Origin of the sequence: Methylobacillus methanolivorans (assembly GCF_044751345.1) — a bacterium.
Classification (GTDB): domain Bacteria; phylum Pseudomonadota; class Gammaproteobacteria; order Burkholderiales; family Methylophilaceae; genus Methylobacillus; species Methylobacillus methanolivorans.
The window spans coordinates 1,080,752-1,102,150 of the sequence record NZ_JBIWXY010000001.1; the positions used below are offsets into that span (position 1 = coordinate 1,080,752).

Genomic DNA, 21,399 nt, shown 5'->3' on the forward strand with positions numbered 1-21,399 from the left:
ACAGACCTGTATACCTGCCACTCAAGCAATAGGCTTGCCCCAGGCGCTATCAAAGAACAACTCACCCAGCTCGCGACGGGTACGTGGTGCCAACTCACGTTCCCTGATCTCGCCTTCCAGGGTGGCAGGATCAGCAGCATAGCCCACTGAGATCAGGGCAATAATCTGGATCTGCTCTGGCACTGTAAAGGCGGCACGTAGCTTATCCGCATCAAAGCCTGCCATCTGGTGTGCTTGCAAGCCTAGCGCAGTGGCCTGCAGGCAAAGGTTCTCAGCTGCAGCACCGCTGTCATAGGCAGCAAAAGGATTGGGCTTGCCATTGTGGTGGAATTTGGTATCAGCAGCGATTAATACCAATACTGGCGATTCCTTCACCCAGCCTTGGTTGAACTCAACCAGGGTTTCAAAGGCTTTTTGCCAGGCGGCTGCATCCTTGTTCTTATCCCAGACGATGAAGCGCCAAGGTTGGTCGCCATAGCAGGAAGGTGCCCAGCGCGCAGCTTCGAGCAATGCGATAGTTTGCTCATGTGTCACTGGCTTGCTGGCATCATAGGCGCGGCCACTCCAGCGCTCGGCAATGGTGTTATCAATCGCGACACTGGTGACGGCTGGTTTTCTTGACATATTGTTATCCTTTTAGGGTTGGGTAATCAGTGTAGCCTTTGGCATCGCCACCGTAGAAGGTGGCTTGGTCAGGCGTATTCAGCGGCGCATCCTGTTGGAAACGCTCGACAAGATCGGGGTTGGCAATATAAATAGCACCATAGGCAATGGCATCAGCATGCCCAGAAGCAATCGCGGAATTGCCCTTGGCCTTATCGTAGCCAAGGTTGGCAATATAAGCGCCTTGGAAATGTTGACGCAAGTCGGCAAAGTCAAATGCGGGTACGTCAGCACCACCCATGCCGCCTTCAACAACATGAAGATAAGCCAGGCCAAACGGATTCAAGGACTCTGCCACATGATTGAACAAGGCTTGAGGGTTGGAATCACTGATATCGTTAAACGGGTTGAGCGGAGAGATGCGTACGCCCACACGGTCAGCGCCAGCCACTTCAACCACGGCCTTGGTCACTTCCAGCAAGAGACGGGTACGGTTGACGATACTGCCACCGTATTCATCAGTGCGGTGATTAGTGCCATCACGCAGGAACTGATCAAGCAGATAACCATTGGCAGCATGAATCTCGACACCGTCGAACCCAGCTGCTAATGCATTGCGAGTGGCACTGACATAATCTGCAACAATGCCTGGCAACTCTTCAATCGCCAATGCGCGCGGTGTAACAAAATCCTGCAAGCCTTCATAGGTGAAAGCCTGTCCGGCAGGCTTGATGGCAGAAGGTGCTACGGGCAAGGCATTGCCTGGTTGCAGGGAGGGATGGGAAATCCGACCAACATGCCAGAGTTGCAGCACGATCTTGCCTCCTTTGGCATGCACGGCTTTGGTCACCAACTTCCAGCCTTCAACTTGCTCAGCAGCATGAATGCCTGGCGTAGCAGGGTAGCCATGAGCAGTGGCGGAAATCGGCGTGGCCTCGGTAATAATTAACCCAGAGGAAGCACGCTGGGCATAATATTCGGCATTGATCGGCTGTGGCACATTGCCTTTGCCCGCACGGTTACGGGTCAAGGGTGCCATGACGATACGGTTCTTGAGTGCGATGCTGCCCAGTTTGACCGGGCTGAATAAATCGTCAGACATTCAACTCTCCTCTTTCAATCAACTCAATAACAAAACGCCGTACTTGCAGGGCAAGACGGCGTTGATGTCGTGGATATGTGGCCTTATTTCCTGATGCCTTCGATCAGCAGAGTCACTTCAACATCATCCCCTACGGGGGAACCAGGCTTGCCCCAACCATAACCATAACCATAATCAGAAGCCTTGATGATGGTCTTGGCTTCAATGCCGGTACGCACACCACCCCATGGATCTTTACCAAAACCCAGCACAGCAAACGGGAAAGTGACTTCCTTGGTGACGCCATTAATGGTGAGCTTGCCAGTGACATTGCCTTGGCTCGCTGTTGTCGGCACGATCTTGCTGCTGACGAAATGTATCTCGCCAAACTTGCCAGCGTTCAGGTATTCCTCTTTCTTGATGTGTTCATCACGCTTTTCATTGCTGGTGTTCACGCTCAAGACGTTGATCTTGGCATCCACGCTGGAATTGGCGAGGTTATCCTTGTCGATGACCAGCTTGCCAGTCACATCGCTGAATGTACCAGAAGTCTTGGCCACAACATGACGAATCGCAAAATTGGCAAAACTATGCTTGTTGTCGATTTCATAAGTTTCAGCTGCGGCAAATGCCAGGCTGCTAGCTGCGAATAAGCCTGCTACCAGGCTTAGTTTGGCGATGGAATGATGCATTGGAGCTCCTCTCTGATGATCAAAATTCATTATTCGTTTTAAGCGCGTAACTTATTGGTGATATGGGCAACACGCTCACCCAAGTGTTCGGCAGTGAGCAAGTCGCTCTGCAAAGGTGCCACATCAGCACCCTGATCACTATTCGCCTGTGCCAACGCACCCAGGAAACCGCCAAGACGGTTCAAATCATTGACCGAGCCTGTGCTGCTATTGTTCCCTGGCAGCAAGTCATTTCCTACCCAGATCATGCCATGCTGAGCGGCGAAAATGGTCAATTGCACAATCGTGTTGAGTTTATCTCCGCTTTGGCTAGCAGAGGTTGTAAAACCTGCAGCAACCTTGTCTTTCCAGCCACGCTGATACCAGATACTGGAACTCGCATCCATGAATGCCTTGAACTGGGCAGAGGCAGAGCCCATATAGGTTGGGCTGCCAAAGATAATGGCATCGGCTGCGTTAAGCGTATCCCAATCCTGCTGGGCCTGCTCGGAATTCAAGAGCGTTACCTCCGTACCTGCCACCTTCTCTGCACCGCGTGCAACTGCCTTTGCCTGAGCTTCGGTATGACCGTAGCCACTGTGATAAACCACTACAACTTTCGTCATGATGCTTCCTTTCTAATCACACAAGATTAATGGGATTGGTGTGCTGGCAAGTCAAACAAGAGGAGTTCTGCTTCCTCCCCTGCCGTTATCTCGATCTGTTGCTGGGCATCAACCTTGGCTGCATCACCAGCCTCGAGCAGCAAGCCGCTCAACGCAATGCTGCCACGCGCCACCTGCAAGTAGACGCTACGTCCAGGAGATACGCTGTATTCAAGCTGCTGGTTCTCAGTCAGCACTGTTGCATACAATTCAACATCTTGATGGATATGTAAAGAACCCTCCCGGCCATCACGTGATGCAATCAAGCGCCAACGGTCTTGCTTTTGCGCTGCTGCAAAATGCTTTTCTTCATACCCAGGCGCTATCCCATTTTTTTCGGGTAGTAGCCATATCTGCAAGAGATGTGCCTGGGTACGATCAGACGCATTGAATTCGCTATGAACAATGCCGGTACCTGCACTCATGCGCTGCACATCCCCAGCACGGATCACCGAACCATTGCCCAGGCTATCTTCATGACGCAATTCGCCCTTGAGCATATAAGTGATGATTTCCATATCACGGTGCGGATGCATGCCAAAGCCCATACTGGGGGCAATCACATCTTCATTGATCACCCGTAGCACGGAATAATGCATGTGCTCTGGGTCTTGATAACTGGAAAAGGAAAATGAATGGTAGCTATCCAGCCAGCCATGGTTTGCATGGCCGCGATCCTGTGCTTTGCGCAAACTGATCATGCTATACCTCCTCATCTTCAAGAATATTGAACGTGAGCAGGCATAGTAGATAATCGCTCCCAGTATGAATAGCAAAGAATTTTGTATATATTGTTCAAAAATTATGAACATGTTGCGACTGCACCGCTCATACACGCCATGAACACTGCCATTCACCCTAGCCCGCTCTCCGGGCCACAATATTTAATGCAAGGCTTAAGGTTGGTGCTCAGCCCTGGCTTGCGCCTATTCGTGCTGCTGCCATTACTCGCCAATCTCGCACTTTTCATTGGCATGGTCTATTACAGCGTGCAGCAATTCGGCCAGTGGCTGACCAGACTATTAGCAACCCTGCCCGGTTGGCTGGATTTCCTTTATTACCTGGCTTGGCCGCTATTTGTCATCCTGCTGGTCCTCATCATCTTTTTTACCTTCAGCTTATTTGCCAACCTGATTGCCGCACCTTTCAATGGCCTGTTGGCAGAAAAAGTCGAGGTGATGGTGCGTGGCCAGGATGATTTCCCTGCATTCAATCTGCAAGAGCTGCTGGCTATGCTGCCAAGAACCTTAAGCCGCGAGCTGCGCAAACTCATGTACTTCTTGCCACGTGCGTTTGGCTTGCTGATATTGTCATTGATTCCTGGCATCAACCTGCTGGCCCCGCCATTATGGCTGCTGTTTGGCATCTGGATGATGTGTGTGCAATACCTGGATTATCCAGCAGATAACCACAAGTTAAGTTGGCAGGCCATGCTGGCCTGGCTACGACAAAAGCGCTGGAAAAGCCTGAGCTTCGGGGCCAGCGTTTATGCTGCCTTGTGGATACCCGGCCTCAATGTCTTGATGATGCCTGCGGCGATTGCGGGTGCCACATTGTTCTGGGTACATGAGCGTGATGTAGCCAAGATAAGCCAGCCATGAGCATCAAGCTTTCTATCGAGGCACTGGAAGTACTGGATGCGATTGATCGCGAAGGCAGCTTTTCCGCAGCCGCGGAAAGCTTATATCGCGTCCCGTCTGCCATCACCTATACCATACGCACACTGGAAGACAGCCTGAACATCCAATTATTTGACCGCAGCGGGCACAAGGCCAAGCTTACCGAGGCCGGACAGGAACTGTTGCGTGAAGGCCGGCACCTGCTCAAGGCAGCAAGCGAACTGGAATGTCGCGTTCGCCGCGTAGCCACCGGCGTGGAGACCGACATCAGCATCGCCATCAGTGACATTTTGTGCATGGAGCCGCTCTACGACATTCTTGAGCGCTTCTACGCACAGAATTTCGGCACCAGGGTGCGATTGCTGAAGGAGGTATATGGCGGTAGTTGGGATGCCATCATCAGTAACCGCGCCGATATTTCTATCGGTGCACCCGGTGAAGGTCCTCCAGGTGGCGGTTACACCACCCGTCTGCTTGGCCCATTGGAGTTCGTGTTTGCAGTCTCCCCCAAGCACCCTCTGGCACAAGCACCTGAACCATTATCAAATCACGATATTCAGCAATACCGCTCGGTTTCTGCTGCCGACAGCTCGCGCAGTTTGCCCCCAAAGACTTCCGGCATCCTTGATGGCCAGGATGTGCTTTCCGTGCCTGATATCCCCAGCAAGACACTAGCCCAAATCAAGGGACTGGGTGTAGGCTACCTGCCGCGCAAGCTTGCCGAACACCATGCCGCCCGAGGTGAATTGCTGATACGTGAGGTGGCGGAACCCAAGCCAGGAGTCATCGCCTATATCGCTTGGCGCAGCAATGGCGGCAAAGCTCAGCGATGGCTACTGGATGAACTGCAGAAAGTCGATATGGAAGACTTCCTTCTCGGCTGAAAAACCAACTCGTATTGATCAATATGAAATTTGGTATATTGCATAGCGGCATCACACCTCAATTACCTATAAAGGGTGCCGTTGAATAACAACACACAAGGGGAGACCACATACCACCATGGCACAAAATCACTTTCCACGAGAATTCAACGTCATTAATCGCTACACCATACGCGCCATGCTCTGGCTCAATGGTTTCGCGCACATCACTATCGGCCTTGCGCTTGCCGTATCGGTCATGATGTTCGCCTGGTTGTTTTTCCTGGATGTCCGTACTGCCTTTGCCGCCAACAATCTCGTGCATGGATTCCTCAATGCGCTAGGCACACTCATGCTGCTCTGGTCGATCTCAGCCTTGATCTCAGCAGAAATCCGCTACCTCATGGGTGCCAAGCTGGAGGTAGAAACCTTTATTGAAGTCGCCATGGTATTGGTGTTGCGTAAGCTCATCATCATGCCCGTGCAAGAAGTCACACCAGACCCGATGGAAGTTTTGCTCTGGGTAGGTGCAGGCCTGATGCTTGGATTGACGTTCGTCTTGGTACGCTTGGGTCAAAAACAGCGCGTGGATTAAGCTTACGCGCCCTGCACAATCACAGCAAAAATCGCGGGCCACATGCCCATGCCAGAACCATGGCAAAATAATGGCCTTGATCAGAACACTGGATATTTAATGTTGGGCCTGCATTCACCTTTGCCAATCACCGATGAAGATTTCATGCGTGCTGCATTGCAACTGGCAGAAGCAGCAGCGCATGCTGGCGAAGTGCCCGTAGGCGCAGTAGTGGTCAAGGATGGTGAAATTATCGGGCGCGGCAGCAACGCACCCATTACAGGCCATGATCCCAGCGCCCATGCCGAAATACGCGCCATGAGGGATGCAGCAGCCAAGCTCGGCAACTATCGCCTGGTAGGCTGCACCCTCTACGTGACGCTGGAACCCTGCGCCATGTGCGCGGGTGCCATCCAGCATGCCCGCATCGCCAGGCTGGTGTTCGGCGCATACGACTACAAGACCGGCGCATGCGGTAGCGTCATTGATCTTATGGCCGAGGAGAAGCTCAACCATCACACCACAGTAGAGTCAGGCCTACTGGCAGCAGAGTGCGGCGCTACCCTTTCCAATTTCTTTGCCGAACGCCGCCGCTTGCAGAAAACAGCCAAGGCAGGCTGATTGCCCTAATCACTCATATGATTTCAGCAGTCTAACAAGGAGAAAAACAGCCATGATCCCCGAATCCTATCTGGTCATCTATTTCGTCTCACTTGGCTTGTGCCTGCTTTCCACTATCTACAAAACCACCTGCTTCAAGAACATGCTCTGCCGGCAAATCCTTGGCAACGTGTTCTGGAGCCTGATCCCGGTAATGAACACCTTCAAGGCATTGCTGTGGCTGATGTCGTTAGTGATCGTCGGTCTGGACAAGCTGCGCTCCAAGGCCTGACCAGTAGTTACGGCAAGGGCTTGGCAGGAAGATTAGGCTGCTTGCCCTGCTTCAGCTCCTCGGCGATGGCACGCGATGCATCGCGCTTCTGCTTGGTATATTGCAAGATACTTTCCAGTTGCGCCGCTGATGGCAGCCTGGGGTCATAAGGCAATTGCGACAAAGCCTCGTAACGCTCCTGATAGCGGTCGGTAATGTCGTTCTCGATCTGCTCGCCCAACTCAAAATAGGTCACGTTGCCCTGCTTGCTCTCGTGCATGATATTCAACCAGGATCGATTAATCGCCTGGTCTTCCTGGATAAAGGCATTTATCTGCTTTTGCAGCAACAACTCCTCACCCCAGTTGTACTTTGGCTCAGGCAGCTTGATCAGCATCAACCCCACTGCCGCTGCCAGCACTGCGCCAGCCACCAGCCTGGGTAAACGCGGGATCAAGGCATGCACTTGCAACCCTCGCATCAACATCAAGCCAGACAACAAGCCAGCCACAAAGCCGCCGATATGCGCAGCATTATCAATGCTAGGGATCATGAAGCCCAATGCAATCGTCGCGATCGCAAATACACAAGCCCCGCCAAACAACCAGCGGAATTCGTGCCTATCCAGCACAGCCCGCTCCTGCCAGAGAAATACAATCAGGGCGCCATAAATACCAAAAATGGCCCCTGAAGCCCCGCCAGATACCGCCTGATTGCCTTGCCATACCAGCGACACCAGGTTACCTAGCAGACCACTGACGAGATAGATCGTGAGATAGCGCCAGTGCCCATACATGCGCTCGACCAACTGCCCACCATCCCAGAATGCAATCATGTTCAATGTCAGGTGCACCGCGCCAAAATGCAGGAACAAGGCAGTAAACAAACGCCACCATTCGCCATCTTGGGTCGCAGGGCCAAAATTGGCCCCCCAGGCCAACTGCACATTGTTGGGCGAATGCCAGAAGCCAGCCCCATTAAACAACATCAACACAAACACCAACAGATTGGCTGCAATCAGGCACTTGGTCACCGGGATACCCGGCGTACGTTGTTTGATGGCAGCCCCTAGGGAAGGCCAGTTTTTGGTGAGATCAGTCATGCAGTCAATTTAACAGGTAACACAGAAGCTCAAACAAAAAACCCGCCACAAGGACGGGTTCTTGATCAGCGAATCAAGCTTAGTCACGTTCGCCCATGAATGCCATCAGCAATTGCAGCAGATTGACAAAGAGTTGGTAGATATTGATGTACAAAGACAAGGTTGCCATCACATAGTTGGTTTCGCCACCACGTACGATGCGATTCACATCAAACAAGATGAAGCCTGAGAACAACAATACGGCAATCGCGGAAATCGCCAGCGAAGCAGCAGGCACCTGGAAGAACATATTAGCCAACGAAGCAACAATCAACAGAATCAGGCCAACCATGAGGAAATTGCCCATGAAGCTGAAATCCTTCTTGGTGGTAGCACCAATACCAGCCAGGGTCATGAAGATCAGACCAGTACCACCTGCAGCCAAGCCAACCAGCTGGCCACCATTACGCAGATTCAATGCTACTTGCAAGATAGGGCCAAGCATCAGGCCCATGAAGAAAGTCAGGCCCAGCAGCAAAACCACGCCGAAGCTGTTATTGCGGTTAGCGGAAATCGCGAAGAACAGGCCAAACATCACGGCCAGCATAATCAAGGAAGACATGATCGGGCTAGCCGCCATCCATGAGAAATTCATGGACATGCCGACCAGCGCGCCAATCACGGTTGGGATCATGGTCAAGCCCAACAACATATAAGTATTGCGTAATACCTTGTGTGCGCTCGCTGGCAGCGTTTGTGTATTAGCGACTTGATAATTCGTTTGCATCTATGGTACCCCCTAGGAAAAAACTGAAACTAAGCCTAAGACTAGCTAATAACTGTGAAAGTTTCAACCGTTTGCACCGAATCAAACCCAGCGAAACCATTGTAGTTCGAGATATTTGCTCTAAATTATTTGCACTTTTCGAGTCAGCGCTATTAAACACCTGAAAGCTAAAATGTCATAATCACTGAAACCCGCGACCAGCCTCAAAAACAAGTCCTGTTAGTTCCTTCGGGCTATTGCCGCCCTACTTGCTCCATCATATTCTCGCCCCATCAATTTAAAACAATATCAACTTGATATTAATTTCGCTGTTAAATATCTCTTTAGGGGCAATACAAAATGAAGGCAATGAATCTCAAGGCAATTCTGTTGGCTGTTTCACTGATCGGTGCAACTGCTAGCGCGCAAGCTGCTGCAGTAGTTGAATTTGACGCTGATAACTCAACAGCAACTGAACAGCTTTACACATTTCAAAGCAAAAACCTGACTGGCGGTAGTTTTGATGATTGGATTTCTTTCTCTGTTGATAGCTACGCTGCTCTTAGCGCAGGCATCAACGGCAATAGCACCAAAAGTGTAATTTTTACTGCTTTCGATCTTTATGACGCACAAAATGGCACACGACTGACCATTGGTGATCTTTTATCGTACTCCGCAAAGCTGACTTACGGCGCTATTGAGGTTGATTCCATTGCTCCTGCACAATACTGGATCAACATCAAAGGTACCTACACAGGCATCCCTTCATACAATGGCAACATCGCCCTGATCGCAGCTGTTCCAGAGCCAAGCACCTATGGCATGCTGGCACTGGGCCTGGGTCTGATCGGTTTTGCAGCGCGTAGCCGTTCCAAGTTCTCTGCTTAATTTTTAGCATTGAACCAATAAAAAACCCGCTTAGGCGGGTTTTTTATTGTCTATTCAACAACTCAAGCAAACGGCAGATCACCATCTGCCTTGCCTACCAAGCCAACTCGGTGCACTGCGTGCATAAAATCCGGGTCCTCGTGCAAGGCCACCATGCCGGATGGGTGGCGGCCCCCATGCATGCGGGCAAGCCGGGCCAGGCTTTGTGCCTGAATATCCCACTTCAGGTTAGCCAATAGCTCATCGGCCTTGTCAGGTTGGTTGCAGAGCAACACCATGTCACAACCGGCATTGAGTGCAGCCAGCGCACGCTGGGTCACATCCCCTGCCACACCGGCTCCTTCCATCGACAGATCATCGCTAAAAATAACACCATTGAAGCCCAGGCGCTGGCGCAGGACTTTTTGCAGCCAACGCTCGGAGAAACCGGCGGGTTTGTCATCGACCTTTGGATAGATAACGTGGGCAGGCATGATGGCCTGGATGCCGTCATCAATTAATTGACGGAAGGTTTGCATATCGGTTGAGGCGATCTGATCGAACTCGCGTTCATCAACGGGGATAGCCACATGCGAATCAGCCACCACATAGCCATGACCAGGGAAATGCTTGCCGACAGCCGCCATGCCACCGCGTTTTAGGCCTTGAATCAGGGAAAATGCCAGCTCGTTAATGGCTTGCTTGTCGCCGTGAAAAGCGCGATCACCGATCACCTGGCTTTCACCGTAATCCATATCCAGCACGGGCGTAAAGCTGAAGTCAATGCCATGGGCGCGTAGCTCTGCCGCAATGATCCAGCCAGCCTCCTCTGCCAACTGCCTGGCTTTGCGCGGATGCTCATCCCAAATCTTGCCAAACTCGCGCATGGGTGGGATACGTGTAAAGCCCTCACGAAACCGCTGCACGCGCCCGCCCTCGTGATCAACAGCGATCAGCAAGGGGGGCTGACGCACGGCATGAATGCTTTCGGTCAACGCCTTCAGTTGAGAGGGTGACTCAAAGTTGCGTGCAAACAGAATCACGCCACCCACCAAAGGGTGGCGGATGCGGCGAATGTCTGCTGGAGTAAGCTCGGTGCCGACGACATCGAGCATGATAGGGCCAAGTGTCATGGATAATAATCCGGGGAAATAGTGTGTTTAAATGAAGAAACCCAGCAGGATAAAAGGCAAGCCCATCGCCAGATAGTTCCAGTATTTTATACGCTGGGCAAGCTGGACGTGGCTCCAGTGCTTGGCAAACGCCATGCGAGATAAGCCATACCAACCTCCCGCGATGATACAAACACCACCAAAATGCAGCAATAGAAGAGGATTGGCAACATAAGGCTGGAATACGGAAAGTAACATCAACATTGGCAGCGCAAGAAAATTAAGCCCAAACCATTCCTTGAAATCGCGCAGAAATAAATACGGCAAGAGATACGACACCATGGCCAATAGAATCAAGGGCACTCCCTCTGGCAGGCTGGCAAGCAAGCCAATGTCCACCAGGCTGAACAGAATCACAGCAGGGACAGCAGCTGGATGTTGCAAAAGCCGACTCCAGGCTTGCCAGAAGCCTTGGCGATAAGGTGCGGTCATGAAAGTAAATTGACCATAAGCAATACGGCCACCATACAAGGCAGCAAATAAGATGCCCCACAGAGGCAATAACATAATGGTCTCGGCTTGAATCTGCTCCCGCGTAAACAACGCCAGTACCAGTGCAACAAAGGCGAGTACGGTGCCAGTGTTGTCGAACAACGGCCACAGGGTACGATTTTCATCCAGGGTGTATTGGCGCCACCAGCTCACCGAGCCATCATTGAGGTACTTGTAAATTTCTGGACAATATTCATCCCAATGCTCAAATAACTGGCGAAACAGTGTTATTTGCTTGGGACGCAGCAATGCCTCCATGCGAAACAGCCAAGTCCTAGGCGCTTGCTTGAGCATCTTCACCACACGTTTCAACATGGGGTTGTCCGGGTTGACGGCGTGTATCGTCTCCCAGGCCAGCGAAAATTCGTAGCGATACCAGAAACACCTGATAAGCCATGCCTCATCACGGCGGTGGAGCGAATTGGCGTTCCAATCAAAGAAACTGCCAACGAAACGCATGACATCGGAGCGTATGGAAGGCTGATCACCTTCGATGGCAATATTCAGCAAGGCATGCTCAAGGAACTGACGCGCATCCATGTGTATAAACCAATCCTGCTCAAGATAACGTGTCAGCCAAGATGCCATTTCCTGTTCAGCATGTTTGGCCTGCACGCACTCCCATATATAGCTGGCATGCGTACGCGCTTCTTCGTATAAAGGCTGGACAACGTCATGCAGGACGGGCTCGGCAGATAGCTCAGTACGAGAATCTGGCTGCGGCTGGAGCGTCTCCTGCTCCAGATAGATGTTGATCTGTGGTACGACTGATGATGGCGTATCAGGCAGATTGCTAGCCATCTCAGCAGATGCTAGTGATTGCGACATTTGCGCTGACGGCTCAACCTCATGCAGGTATTGCGCCATACTGCGCGCCTCCTCAAAAGCCATGCGCAGGCGCTGGAAAGCAACAGGGTCATCCTCCGGCTTGTGTTGCTTGAGCTTGGCAGCATAAGCACGTTTGATGGCATGCTGGTCTGAGGTCTGCTCAATCCCCAGTATTTCCCAGGTGCCTGCCGTCATAGCACAGGCCTGCCTTCCAGTTGGTCGGCATAGCCGCTCAGTTGCTCACGCACCTGCTGAATGGCGCGAGGCTCCTGCGTCTCCAGCGCATTCTCAAAAACACGCGTCCAATCAGAGACAATCTGCCGCTCCTGCCCAAGCATCTGTTGATACAGGCGCCCGAGACGAGCCAGTAATGCCTTGTTCTCAGCCTGCTCGCGCGGGGATATCTTCAGGTTTGCCAGCTTCTCCAGGCTATGTGCAATTTCCTGCGTAGTCATTGCCCCCGGAGTTTGCTCAATCACCAGAGCATAGCGTTGCTGGGTGGCCAACACGGTTGCTTCCACCTCGATCAGGCCATTGAGGTCATAGGTAAAACGCACATCCACATCGCGCCAGCCATTACTTTCCTTGGCGGAGGGCAATGTCACGTCGAGAGATCCAAGCAAAACGTTGTCCTTCACTTCACGGCTTTCCCCCTGAAAGATGCGCAAGGCAACGACCTTCTGCTCATCATTCAAGGGAGAAATCGGATGCGAACGGCTAGCGGGAATGACAGTATTACGTTCAATCACGGGTAGAAATATACCGTGGCGATATTGTCCGAGATTATTTTTTTCTGCCACTTCCACACCCAGGGTATAAGGGCAGACATCAGTCATCACCACATCATCCAGGGCCGCATCCTGCATCTTGAGACCAGCCTGCACAGCGGCACCAATTACGATCGCCTCATCCGGGTGCACATCACGCCTGGGGAAGCGCCCCATCATTTTAGCCACGAGCCGATGGACGATAGGCATGCGTGTTGCACCGCCCACCAGCACGATCTCCTGCAAGTCAGCCACGCGTAAACCGGCATCACGCATCGCACGCTCGACAGGTTCACGTAGACGCTTGAGCAAGGGTGCGGTGATCTTCTCGAACTCCGCGTTATCCACAGTCCACTCCAGGCTGGTATCACCATCCACATAGCGAAACATCGCTTGCTCGCTTGAGGTTAGCTCACGCTTGACGCGCTCAGCCTCGCTGTTCAGCAACGCCATCTGATGAGGCTGGAGCTTATCCCGTTTGATTGCGGCCTTGGTGGCTTCGCGATCCAGAAAGGCCTGCACCAGCGCATCGACAAAATCCTCGCCGCCGAGGTGATTGTCACCGGCCGTTGCTCGCACTTCCATTACGCCAGAAAACATTTCCAGAATGGAGATATCGAAGGTACCTCCACCTAAATCCAATACCAGAAACTGGCTGTCGTCGCCCCCCTGATGCAGGCCATAGGCCAGGGCAGCAGCAGTCGGTTCATTGAGTAGACGCTCCACCTTCAAGCCCGCAAGCTCACCCGCCAGCTTGGTGGCCTTGCGCTGTACATCGTTGAAATAAGCCGGGACAGTGATGATGGCCTCGGTGACTGGTTGCCCCAGGTAGTGTTCGGCATCAGCTTTCAGGCTTTTCAGGATCAGCGAGGAAAGCTCCTCAGGACGAAATACACGCTTGCCCAGCCTGACTTCATGCTGCGTGCCCATATAACGCTTGAACAGCGCCGCCGTCTGCGATGGGTGCGACAGCATGCGGTCGCGCGCAGCAAGCCCAACCAGCACATCACCATTATCATCCAGACTGACACAGGAAGGAGTGAGGTGGTGTCCCAACGAGTTAGGGATAATGACAGCATGCCCATCTTGCCAAACAGCCACCAGGCTGTTGGTGGTGCCTAAGTCGATACCAACAATCATGTGATGCCATACTCCCTTGCTACGTTATTTTGATTGATGCTATGCGCCGATCAGGCACATGGCGTGGTCATGTTGAGGTACTAAGTTGAAATACTAAATGGATTGAAATCGGTATGCCTGTCATAGTAATCCTCGCTCTCAGCACGCTTGAGGAAAGCCACCACGCGATAAGTCACGGGCGTCAATACTACCTCAACCCCGGTCTTGGCGAGAAACTGTGCAAACATCACCAAAGGCAGCTTGTCATCAGGAATAATGCCACTGCCATAGAAAGCTAAAGGGTAAAACAAAAGCGAATCAACGCCTTCGCCAACGACAGTGGAGCCTATCGTGCGCGTCCATAGCCACTTGCCCTCAGTCCACACCTTCATCTTGGCCAACACCATGGAGTTCACAAATTCGCCACAGGCAAAGGCGATCAACCCAGCCAGGGAAATGCGCCAGGCTGAGCCGAAAGCGACTTCATAGGCATGCTGGTTATGCCAAAACGGCGCGGGCGGCAAGGCGACAATGATCCAGGCCATGGCGGAGGCAAAAGCCAAGGCAGCAAAACCAGTCCAGATCACGCGGCGTGAACGCGCAAAGCCATAGACCTCGGTCAGCACATCGCCAAATACATAAGAAATCGGGAAAAACAGTACACCCGCGCCAAAGGTCAGGGTACCTATCCATGGCAGATCAAGCTGAGAAATCTTGGCAGGGCCGATGAGATTGGAGCAGACCAACACCACCACGAACGCCACCATGACGAAATCGTAATACCGGTAAGTACGCTGTTGCATGCCCCCTCTCCCGTTATTCCGTATTAATCTCGCATGCGCCTGACATCCCAGGCATCGCGCAGTTGATCGCCCAACACGTTGATCGCCAGCACCACCGACATCAGGCTAATCCCAACAGCCAGCACATAATGCGGTGCCACCAGCAAATAGCGCACACCATCCCGCAACATGGAGCCCCAGGAGGCGTGTGGTGCTTGTATGCCCAGCCCAAGAAAAGACAAACTAGCCTCGGCAATCACCAAACCAGCAATGCTGTAAGTCGCTTCAACAACCAATGGCGCCGCTAATAGCGGTAGCATGTGCTTGCGCATGATGCGGCCTGCCGATGCGCCCAGCGATTGCGCTGCCTGTACATGCTGGCGTTGGCGCAGGCTCAAGGCCTGGGCACGCGTCAAGCGTGCATAGCCCACCCAGGAAGTCATGCACAACGCCAATAGCAAGTTATCCAGGCCAGGCCCCAACACGGCTGCGAACGCAATCGCCAGCAAAATACCGGGGAAGGCGAGAAACACATCCGTCACCTGCATCAGCAAACGGTCAACCCAGCCGCCACAATAGCCAGCTAGCAGGCCGATTGCCGTGCCTAGTGTCAGCGTCACCAGGGTCACTACCAAGGCGACCAACAACGAAACCCCGGCCCCGGCAGCCAAGCGGGCGGCGATGTCTCGCCCCAGGTCATCGTTACCAAGCAAAGCGCCATGCCCAGGCAATGCCAGCACTTGTTGCAGATTGATGTCATCTGGCTTGAAGTCAAACAGCAGAGAACACGTCACGACCATCAACCAGAAAGCCAAGACCCAATACGGCCAGCGCCTCATGTGACAAGCCTCACCCTGGGGTCTAGCCTGACGTAAAGTAAATCGGTGAGCAGATTAATGACAACATAGCTCAGGGCAATCACCACCACGCAGGCTTGCGTCACCGGGTAATCACGCTTTTCTATTGATTCAACCAGCAGGCGGCCTATACCTTCCCAGCCGAACACGGTTTCAGTAATCACCGTGCCCGCCAGCAGGCTACCTAATTGCAAGCCGACAACGGTCACGATAGGCAGCAAAGCCGCTCGTAGTGCATGGCGCAAGATCACTTTACGCTCGCTAATCCCCTTGGCACGTGCGGTACGAACAAAATCCTCACTCAACACTTCGAGCAAGCTGGCACGGGTCATCCGTGTGAGAATGGCAGCCAAGCCGAAGCCTAGCGTCAGTGCAGGCAATATGATGGCCCCAGGTTCACTCATGCCGCTCACCGGCAACCAACCCAGCCACAAGGCCAGCAGCAACATCAATAATGGCCCAAGCCAGAAATGCGGCATGGCGGACAAACTCAGGCTGAGTAAGGTTGCCAGCCCATCTGGCCAACGCCCCTGCTTGAGCGCGGCAATAATGCCCAAGGGCAGGCCTATGCCCACCGCAATCAACAAGGCACACAGTGCCAGGCTAGCGGTGGCTGGCAATCGCTCGAGCAAAGTATCGGCAATGGGCTGGCGACTATGAATGGAACGACCAAAATCGCCTTGCGACAAAGCCACCAGATAATGGCCAAACTGCACTGGCAGCGGCTGATCCAGCCCCAATTGCGCACGCAACTGGTCACGATCAGCCATGGGGGCAGATTCCCCCAGCATCACCTCAACCGGGTCACCAGGCACCAGGTGTACAAGCAAAAAGGTCAGTAGCAACACACCAAAAACAACGGGCACAATGCCCACTACGCGTTTAAGCATCCCGCACCATCACGGGAGTGTGCAATGGCACCAGATCAAACAAAGCTGCCACGTCATCGTTACGCATGCGGATGCAGCCATGCGAATGCGGCTCGCTCATAGGCTCGCTATCAGGGGTGCCATGAATATAGATATAGCGCTGCATGCTATCGACATCTCCCAAGCGATTGAAACCCGGCTCACATCCTGACAGCCAGAGGATGCGGGTCAGTATCCAATCTCGCCCAGGGTGTTGCGCATGCAACTCAGGCGTCCACACTTCACCCGTAGGCCTACGGGCTCGGAACACAGCCCCCAGCGGCTGTCCATCGCCTATCTTGGCGCGCACCACATGCATGCCACGCGGGGTGCAATAACTGTTTTTCTGCTCGCCTACTCCCTTGAGCGCTGTTGAGATCGGGAACTGCCTGAGCACTTGCCCAAGATCATCAAGCAAACACAAGGTCTGGGATGAGATGGAAACCTCTATCCGCATCTAGAAGCCCTCCAGGGTATTCTTTCCAGGGAATACAGACTTCAACTTGCTGCGCTTAACGTCCACCAAACCATCCCAGCTACCGTCCGGGTGCAACTGGTAGCCAAGGATGTGCTGGCGCGTGGCGGCAAACTGGCCTTCGTACCACAACGGGATATAGGGCAACTGCTCATGAACACGCGCCGCCACCTTGGCCCAATCGCTCACCATAATCAGCTCATCAGTTTTCTCGTCCGCATAGTGACCACGGTTGGCACCTTTAGGCGGGATGGAGGATGAATGGAATGCCAGGTGATAAATTTCTGGCGTCTTGATACCTACCCACATCAAGCCGTAAAGCTGGAAATTGCCACGCTTGATGTCATCGAAAAAAGTCCCCCAATCCAGGCTGCGGATTTCCAGCTCAATCCCAGCTTCGCGCATCTGCGCTTGCATCATGGTGGCAAGCCTGACGCGTTGAGCATCAGTAGACGTTTTATAGACCAGCTTGAGTGGCAGGCTCACACCAGCACGCTGCAACAACTCCCGCGCCAGTGCGGGATCGTATTGATAAGGCACCAGCTCGCTGTTGCCGGCCCAATGTTCTGGCGGCAGGATGGTTTCTGCTGGACGGCTGCCTCCAACCAGGGTATGGCGGATGATAGATTCACGGTCGATCGCATGCGCCAAGGCTTGACGTACCAGCGGCTTTTGCAACGCCGTATCTTGCATGTTCAGGCCAATATAAGCGAAATTGGAACCTGGGGATTCCTGTACTTGCAGCCCAGGCTGTTTTTTCAGATACTCCACCAGCTCGGGAGGCAAATCCCCCTGCAAGATATCGGTTTCACCACGCACCAGCTTAAGCACGCGCACTGTCGGGTCACGGATTTCCTCGAAGACGAAACGCTTGCGGTCAGACTGGCGTTCCAGATTAAGCGAGCGCTGCCAGGAGATAAACTTGAACGGCCCGCTGCCAACAGGCTCTCGTGAAAAATCATGCGCACGTGCGATCAATTCAGCCGGGAGGATGCCGAGGATCAGCCGCGAAGGAAAGTTGCTGTCCGCATCCTTGAGAAAAAAATCCAGCGTATTCTCATCACGCACTTCAATTTTGCTGATATTGGCAAACTCAGCAGCATGTGGAGAATCCGCTAACTCAAGTACAGATTGATAGGTAGCAGCAACATCCTCAGCCGTGAGGTAGCGCCCGTCATGAAAGGTCCGCCCATGCTGCCCCAGTGTAAAGCGAAACAGGCGTGGCGAAAGCACACGCCAACTTGCCAAGGAAGATGCAGGGTGAGAATTGGCATCGAAATCGACCAGCGAGCGATAAAGCAGACGATTGACGCGTGCAGAAGCAGCGTCCGTGGCATAACGCGGGTCCAGCGTTTGCGGCAGTTGGCTGACGGCGCTACGGATTTGCACCGGGGCAGTATCGCGACTACAGGCATCCAGCAATAGCAGCGATGCCACCATCAGGGTAGCCAGGCTGCCAAGCCGCCATGCCTGCCGCCACATCACGGGGCTGCTCTCTCAAAGAGTGCGATAGATTCCACATGCGAGGTATGCGGGAACATATTGATCACGCCACTGGCGAGCAATCGATAACCCTTGGTGTGCACCAAGATGCCAGCATCACGCGCCAAGGTAGCGGGGTTACATGACACATAAACAATACGTTGCGGCACATGCGAAGTATCGGCTGCGGTATCTTCCGCATCGGGCAATGCCTTCACCAGCTCCATGGCGCCATCGCGTGGTGGATCAATCAACCACTTGTCAAACTTACCTAGCGATTGCAGAAGCCCAGGCGTCATCTTGAACAAGTCGGCCTCCTGAAACTCCACCTGCCCGCCCAGGCCATTGAGTGCAGCACTTTCATGCGCACGCGCCACCAGCGCTGCCGAACCTTCCGTACCGAATACAGAAGCACCGCTACGCGCAATCGGCAGCGTAAAGTTACCCAAGCCACAGAAGAAATCGGCAATGCGCTCATCCGCCTGCGGTTGCAGCAACTGCATGGCACGGCGCAGCATCACGCGGTTGATATGTGGATTCACCTGGGTAAACTCGGTAGGCTTGAAGGGATAAGTCAGGTCGAATTCTGGCAATGAGTAACTCAAGCCTGGCCCTTGCTGCGGATAGAAAGGCTGAACCGTGTCCGGCCCCTTGCTCTGCGTCCAGATTTCCACGCCGTATTGATCAGCAAACGCCTTGATAGGCGCGGTATCCTGCGGTTGCAATGGCTCCAGGATGCGTAACACCAGCACGGTAGCCAATTCACCCACGGCCACCTCGATCTGCGGTACGCGCTCACGGATGCTCAGCTTGCCCACCAGATCCTTCATCGGCTCGATGAGATTGGAAATGGCTGGCGGCAAGACTTTGCAGCTGTCCATGTCAGCGACAAAGCTGCTGGATTTCTCATTGAAGCCAACCAACACCCCACCCTTTTTTTCCACATAACGCACACGCAAGCGCGCCTTGTGACGATAGCCCCAGGCAGGGCCGTAGATAGGCGGCAGCATACGCTCGGAATGCGTCTTGCCGATATGCCAGAGGTTGCCTTCAAGCATGCGCTGCTTGGCCGCCACCTGACCGGAAAACTCCAGGTGCTGCAAGGCACAACCACCACAGATACCGAAGTGTTTACAGGCTGGCTCGGTACGCAGATGCGAAGCCTGCAACACGTCCACCACGTCAGCAACCTCGTATCTATCCTTGCGGCGACGAGTCTTGTAGGTCACGTGCTCCCCCGGAAGGGCGCCGTCGATAAAAATGGTTTTGCCCTCAACGTGGGCTACGCCTCGACCCTCGTGGTCGAGTGCTTCAACTAATGCGATTGTATTGCTCATGGATTGTGTCAAATAATGCCAGGCAAGCAGTGATTTATTGCTGCCAGTGAGTTAAGAATTCCTGCCAATGCTGACCCGGATAGCCAGCCAAAGTGTCGCGCACCAATGCCACCTCTTGCTCATAGGCCGCTTGATCCAGCACGCCACGCATACGCTGGAAGCGCAAATAAACGAGATAAGTATTGGCTACGTCGGTTTCACAATAATCCCGGATCGCGTTGATTTCGCCACGCACAAACGCATCCCAGACCTTGCTGCCATCCATGCCCAGCTTGCCGGGAAAACCACACAATTGCGCGATTTCATCCAGCGGCGCATTGGCACGGCCATTGTAAAGCGCCAGCAAGTCCATCAAATCCAGGTGGCGTGTATGGTAGCGGCTGATGTAATTATTCCACTTGAACTCGCGGTCATCGTCACCCAAGTCCCAATACCGTGGCGCGCTGATGCCATGCACCAGCGCCCGGTAATGCAGCACTGGCAAGTCAAAACCGCTGCCGTTCCACGACACCAAGTTAGGTGTGTATTTCTCAATGCCGTCATAAAAGCGCTGGATGATCTCCTGCTCTGTCGCATCAGCACTGCCCAGCGTCCAGACACGGAAGCTATCTCCCTCCCGCAAGGCGCATGAAATCGCCACCACACGATGCTGATGCAAAGGCAGGAACTCGCTGCCATTGTGCTGGCGACGCTTGTGGAATGCCACGCGCGCCACATCTTCATCCGTCGTTTCGGCTGGCAGGCTGTAAAGCTTGCGCAAGCCATCAGTATCCGGGATGGTTTCTATGTCAAATATCAGCGTGGGTGTCATGTACGTGCTTTACTTGTTTGCATGCTTATTTCTTCACCCAACCACTACCATCCTGGTAGTACCAGCCGCCCTGGGCCTTCTGTATCCAACGCTGGGCAAAGGTACTACGCACTTCAGCCTCCCACTCGGGATGACTGTTGGCATTGGCGATTTCCTTGTATAGCGCGTTGCGATCATTGTTTTCTGCCGCGACCAACCCATTCAGGCTCTGGCGCTGGGCCAGCGGCACCGCATTGGCGTCCCGCACAGCCACCAGTCCATCCCGCGTGAAACCGACCGCGCCGCTGGCATAAAAGCCAGACAACTGGGCGTGGCGTGCCTGCATGCTGTTTTTAATAGTAGAAATCGCCGGCGTGTTAATTTCCAGATCAGCCGCCGCCTGCACCAAGGGAGTCACCATCAACCCAGCCAACAACATGCTGTATGCAATAAATTTTTTCATTTATTTTGTCTCCTGTTGGCTATTAGCAGGTGCTGCCTTGCCATCGGTCTTTTCCTTGAGCTGCCAGACATCGTCAATAATCCGGTCAGCCGCTTTTTCCGCGGCCGCAGCCGGAAAGTAAATATTGATCGTAACGCAAGCAGGTAGTGCCATGATGCTGAATGCCACTAGCGCTAATTTCCAGTTTTTTTGCATTGCACATTCCTTTAATGCTATCCGGCAGAATTGTACCCTAGTCAGTGTTTTCCCGGCAGGGCTGGTCAGCA

25 protein-coding genes are annotated in these 21,399 nt (G+C 53.3%); 6 read left to right on the plus strand and 19 right to left on the minus strand.

Annotated features, from left to right (window positions below):
* Window positions 1-21: 21 nt before the first annotated feature.
* The 5 genes from ACIKP9_RS04950 to ACIKP9_RS04970 form a co-directional block, all read right to left on the minus strand.
* The gene (locus tag ACIKP9_RS04950; RefSeq protein WP_400880063.1) at window positions 22-624 is read right to left on the minus strand and encodes a nitroreductase family protein; all 603 of its coding nucleotides are present in this window, start codon (window positions 622-624) and stop codon (window positions 22-24) included.
* A gap of 4 nt (window positions 625-628) precedes the next feature.
* The gene (locus tag ACIKP9_RS04955; protein WP_400880066.1) at window positions 629-1,705 is read right to left on the minus strand and encodes an alkene reductase; all 1,077 of its coding nucleotides are present in this window, start codon (window positions 1,703-1,705) and stop codon (window positions 629-631) included.
* Window positions 1,706-1,788: 83 nt separating this feature from the next.
* Window positions 1,789-2,376 carry a YceI family protein gene (locus tag ACIKP9_RS04960; RefSeq protein ID WP_400880069.1) on the minus strand — a complete coding sequence of 196 codons (588 nt, stop codon included), beginning with the start codon at window positions 2,374-2,376 and terminating at the stop codon, window positions 1,789-1,791.
* Window positions 2,377-2,414: 38 nt separating this feature from the next.
* Entirely contained in the window at window positions 2,415-2,981 is a 567-nt protein-coding gene (locus ACIKP9_RS04965) for a flavodoxin family protein (RefSeq protein ID WP_400880071.1), read from the minus strand.
* 26 nt (window positions 2,982-3,007) lie between these two features.
* Complete coding sequence (locus tag ACIKP9_RS04970; RefSeq protein WP_400880074.1) at window positions 3,008-3,721, minus strand: pirin family protein; 714 nt, start codon at window positions 3,719-3,721, stop codon at window positions 3,008-3,010.
* Window positions 3,722-3,811: 90 nt separating this feature from the next.
* Between ACIKP9_RS04970 and cysZ the strand changes: the two genes are divergently transcribed.
* The 5 genes from cysZ (at window position 3,812) to ACIKP9_RS04995 (ending at window position 6,968) form a co-directional block, all read left to right on the plus strand.
* On the plus strand, window positions 3,812-4,621 hold the full coding sequence (cysZ, locus tag ACIKP9_RS04975) for a sulfate transporter CysZ (protein ID WP_400880076.1): 810 nt from the start codon (window positions 3,812-3,814) through the stop codon (window positions 4,619-4,621).
* Window positions 4,618-5,523, plus strand: a complete 906-nt coding sequence (locus ACIKP9_RS04980; protein ID WP_400880079.1) for a LysR family transcriptional regulator — start codon at window positions 4,618-4,620, stop codon at window positions 5,521-5,523. The genes cysZ and ACIKP9_RS04980 overlap by 4 nt, the downstream gene beginning before the upstream one ends.
* Before the next feature lie 118 nt (window positions 5,524-5,641).
* Window positions 5,642-6,097, plus strand: a complete 456-nt coding sequence (locus tag ACIKP9_RS04985) for a phosphate-starvation-inducible PsiE family protein (protein WP_400880081.1) — start codon at window positions 5,642-5,644, stop codon at window positions 6,095-6,097.
* A gap of 99 nt (window positions 6,098-6,196) precedes the next feature.
* Complete coding sequence (gene tadA, locus ACIKP9_RS04990; RefSeq protein ID WP_400880084.1) at window positions 6,197-6,697, plus strand: tRNA adenosine(34) deaminase TadA; 501 nt, start codon at window positions 6,197-6,199, stop codon at window positions 6,695-6,697.
* 52 nt (window positions 6,698-6,749) lie between these two features.
* Complete coding sequence (locus ACIKP9_RS04995; protein WP_230347603.1) at window positions 6,750-6,968, plus strand: hypothetical protein; 219 nt, start codon at window positions 6,750-6,752, stop codon at window positions 6,966-6,968.
* Between the two features lie 7 nt (window positions 6,969-6,975).
* On the opposite strand, the gene ACIKP9_RS05000 is transcribed toward ACIKP9_RS04995, so the two are convergent.
* Window positions 6,976-8,049 carry a rhomboid family intramembrane serine protease gene (locus ACIKP9_RS05000; RefSeq protein WP_400880086.1) on the minus strand — a complete coding sequence of 358 codons (1,074 nt, stop codon included), beginning with the start codon at window positions 8,047-8,049 and terminating at the stop codon, window positions 6,976-6,978.
* Window positions 8,050-8,128: 79 nt separating this feature from the next.
* Entirely contained in the window at window positions 8,129-8,815 is a 687-nt protein-coding gene (locus tag ACIKP9_RS05005) for a Bax inhibitor-1/YccA family protein (protein ID WP_400880089.1), read from the minus strand.
* A 348-nt stretch (window positions 8,816-9,163) separates the two neighbouring features.
* On the opposite strand from ACIKP9_RS05005, the gene ACIKP9_RS05010 reads away from it, so the two are divergent.
* Window positions 9,164-9,682 (plus strand): FxDxF family PEP-CTERM protein, encoded by a 519-nt coding sequence (locus ACIKP9_RS05010; RefSeq protein WP_400880091.1) that lies wholly within the window; start codon window positions 9,164-9,166, stop codon window positions 9,680-9,682.
* 62 nt (window positions 9,683-9,744) lie between these two features.
* On the opposite strand, the gene nagZ is transcribed toward ACIKP9_RS05010, so the two are convergent.
* From nagZ to ACIKP9_RS05070, 12 genes are all read right to left on the minus strand, one after another.
* Window positions 9,745-10,794, minus strand: coding sequence for a beta-N-acetylhexosaminidase (gene nagZ, locus ACIKP9_RS05015; RefSeq protein ID WP_400880094.1), 1,050 nt, complete (start codon window positions 10,792-10,794; stop codon window positions 9,745-9,747).
* Between the two features lie 27 nt (window positions 10,795-10,821).
* Complete coding sequence (locus tag ACIKP9_RS05020; RefSeq protein ID WP_400880097.1) at window positions 10,822-12,348, minus strand: hypothetical protein; 1,527 nt, start codon at window positions 12,346-12,348, stop codon at window positions 10,822-10,824.
* The gene (locus ACIKP9_RS05025) at window positions 12,345-14,060 is read right to left on the minus strand and encodes a molecular chaperone HscC (protein ID WP_400880099.1); all 1,716 of its coding nucleotides are present in this window, start codon (window positions 14,058-14,060) and stop codon (window positions 12,345-12,347) included. Before ACIKP9_RS05025 ends, ACIKP9_RS05020 begins: the two co-directional genes overlap by 4 nt.
* Window positions 14,061-14,140: 80 nt before the next feature.
* Window positions 14,141-14,842 carry a queuosine precursor transporter gene (locus ACIKP9_RS05030; RefSeq protein ID WP_400880102.1) on the minus strand — a complete coding sequence of 234 codons (702 nt, stop codon included), beginning with the start codon at window positions 14,840-14,842 and terminating at the stop codon, window positions 14,141-14,143.
* A gap of 23 nt (window positions 14,843-14,865) precedes the next feature.
* Window positions 14,866-15,660, minus strand: a complete 795-nt coding sequence (locus ACIKP9_RS05035) for an ABC transporter permease (RefSeq protein WP_400880105.1) — start codon at window positions 15,658-15,660, stop codon at window positions 14,866-14,868.
* Window positions 15,657-16,568 (minus strand): nickel ABC transporter permease, encoded by a 912-nt coding sequence (nikB, locus tag ACIKP9_RS05040; protein WP_400880108.1) that lies wholly within the window; start codon window positions 16,566-16,568, stop codon window positions 15,657-15,659. The genes ACIKP9_RS05035 and nikB overlap by 4 nt, the downstream gene beginning before the upstream one ends.
* Complete coding sequence (locus ACIKP9_RS05045) at window positions 16,561-17,043, minus strand: L,D-transpeptidase family protein (protein ID WP_400880111.1); 483 nt, start codon at window positions 17,041-17,043, stop codon at window positions 16,561-16,563. Before ACIKP9_RS05045 ends, nikB begins: the two co-directional genes overlap by 8 nt.
* A complete protein-coding gene (locus ACIKP9_RS05050) occupies window positions 17,044-18,543 on the minus strand; it encodes an ABC transporter substrate-binding protein (protein WP_400881864.1) in 1,500 nt (499 codons plus the stop codon).
* On the minus strand, window positions 18,543-19,880 hold the full coding sequence (rlmD, locus tag ACIKP9_RS05055) for a 23S rRNA (uracil(1939)-C(5))-methyltransferase RlmD (RefSeq protein ID WP_400880113.1): 1,338 nt from the start codon (window positions 19,878-19,880) through the stop codon (window positions 18,543-18,545). Before rlmD ends, ACIKP9_RS05050 begins: the two co-directional genes overlap by 1 nt.
* Window positions 19,881-19,914: 34 nt before the next feature.
* Window positions 19,915-20,691, minus strand: coding sequence for a 3'-5' exonuclease (locus tag ACIKP9_RS05060; RefSeq protein ID WP_400880116.1), 777 nt, complete (start codon window positions 20,689-20,691; stop codon window positions 19,915-19,917).
* A 25-nt stretch (window positions 20,692-20,716) separates the two neighbouring features.
* Window positions 20,717-21,133 carry a YdbL family protein gene (locus tag ACIKP9_RS05065; RefSeq protein ID WP_400880118.1) on the minus strand — a complete coding sequence of 139 codons (417 nt, stop codon included), beginning with the start codon at window positions 21,131-21,133 and terminating at the stop codon, window positions 20,717-20,719.
* Window positions 21,134-21,328, minus strand: coding sequence for a hypothetical protein (locus tag ACIKP9_RS05070; RefSeq protein ID WP_400880121.1), 195 nt, complete (start codon window positions 21,326-21,328; stop codon window positions 21,134-21,136).
* Window positions 21,329-21,399: the final 71 nt, after the last annotated feature.

Excerpts from the sequence above, each read along its gene's own strand:
- ACIKP9_RS05030 (WP_400880102.1), bottom strand. The coding sequence starts at position 14,842 with ATGCAACAGCGTACTTACCGGTATTACGATTTCGTCATGGTGGCGTTC.
- ACIKP9_RS05060 (WP_400880116.1), bottom strand. The coding sequence starts at position 20,691 with ATGACACCCACGCTGATATTTGACATAGAAACCATCCCGGATACTGAT.
- ACIKP9_RS05025 (WP_400880099.1), bottom strand. The coding sequence starts at position 14,060 with ATGATTGTTGGTATCGACTTAGGCACCACCAACAGCCTGGTGGCTGTT.
- ACIKP9_RS05035 (WP_400880105.1), bottom strand. The coding sequence starts at position 15,660 with ATGAGGCGCTGGCCGTATTGGGTCTTGGCTTTCTGGTTGATGGTCGTG.
- ACIKP9_RS04955 (WP_400880066.1), bottom strand. The coding sequence starts at position 1,705 with ATGTCTGACGATTTATTCAGCCCGGTCAAACTGGGCAGCATCGCACTC.
- ACIKP9_RS05020 (WP_400880097.1), bottom strand. The coding sequence starts at position 12,348 with ATGACGGCAGGCACCTGGGAAATACTGGGGATTGAGCAGACCTCAGAC.
- ACIKP9_RS04970 (WP_400880074.1), bottom strand. The coding sequence starts at position 3,721 with ATGATCAGTTTGCGCAAAGCACAGGATCGCGGCCATGCAAACCATGGC.
- ACIKP9_RS05050 (WP_400881864.1), bottom strand. The coding sequence starts at position 18,543 with ATGTGGCGGCAGGCATGGCGGCTTGGCAGCCTGGCTACCCTGATGGTG.
- ACIKP9_RS05070 (WP_400880121.1), bottom strand. The coding sequence starts at position 21,328 with ATGCAAAAAAACTGGAAATTAGCGCTAGTGGCATTCAGCATCATGGCA.
- nikB (WP_400880108.1), bottom strand. The coding sequence starts at position 16,568 with ATGCTTAAACGCGTAGTGGGCATTGTGCCCGTTGTTTTTGGTGTGTTG.
- ACIKP9_RS05065 (WP_400880118.1), bottom strand. The coding sequence starts at position 21,133 with ATGAAAAAATTTATTGCATACAGCATGTTGTTGGCTGGGTTGATGGTG.
- ACIKP9_RS05045 (WP_400880111.1), bottom strand. The coding sequence starts at position 17,043 with ATGCGGATAGAGGTTTCCATCTCATCCCAGACCTTGTGTTTGCTTGAT.
- rlmD (WP_400880113.1), bottom strand. The coding sequence starts at position 19,880 with ATGAGCAATACAATCGCATTAGTTGAAGCACTCGACCACGAGGGTCGA.
- ACIKP9_RS05010 (WP_400880091.1), top strand. The coding sequence starts at position 9,164 with ATGAATCTCAAGGCAATTCTGTTGGCTGTTTCACTGATCGGTGCAACT.
- ACIKP9_RS05000 (WP_400880086.1), bottom strand. The coding sequence starts at position 8,049 with ATGACTGATCTCACCAAAAACTGGCCTTCCCTAGGGGCTGCCATCAAA.
- ACIKP9_RS04950 (WP_400880063.1), bottom strand. The coding sequence starts at position 624 with ATGTCAAGAAAACCAGCCGTCACCAGTGTCGCGATTGATAACACCATT.
- ACIKP9_RS04960 (WP_400880069.1), bottom strand. The coding sequence starts at position 2,376 with ATGCATCATTCCATCGCCAAACTAAGCCTGGTAGCAGGCTTATTCGCA.
- tadA (WP_400880084.1), top strand. The coding sequence starts at position 6,197 with ATGTTGGGCCTGCATTCACCTTTGCCAATCACCGATGAAGATTTCATG.
- ACIKP9_RS05005 (WP_400880089.1), bottom strand. The coding sequence starts at position 8,815 with ATGCAAACGAATTATCAAGTCGCTAATACACAAACGCTGCCAGCGAGC.
- ACIKP9_RS04965 (WP_400880071.1), bottom strand. The coding sequence starts at position 2,981 with ATGACGAAAGTTGTAGTGGTTTATCACAGTGGCTACGGTCATACCGAA.
- ACIKP9_RS04980 (WP_400880079.1), top strand. The coding sequence starts at position 4,618 with ATGAGCATCAAGCTTTCTATCGAGGCACTGGAAGTACTGGATGCGATT.
- ACIKP9_RS04995 (WP_230347603.1), top strand. The coding sequence starts at position 6,750 with ATGATCCCCGAATCCTATCTGGTCATCTATTTCGTCTCACTTGGCTTG.
- nagZ (WP_400880094.1), bottom strand. The coding sequence starts at position 10,794 with ATGACACTTGGCCCTATCATGCTCGATGTCGTCGGCACCGAGCTTACT.
- ACIKP9_RS04985 (WP_400880081.1), top strand. The coding sequence starts at position 5,642 with ATGGCACAAAATCACTTTCCACGAGAATTCAACGTCATTAATCGCTAC.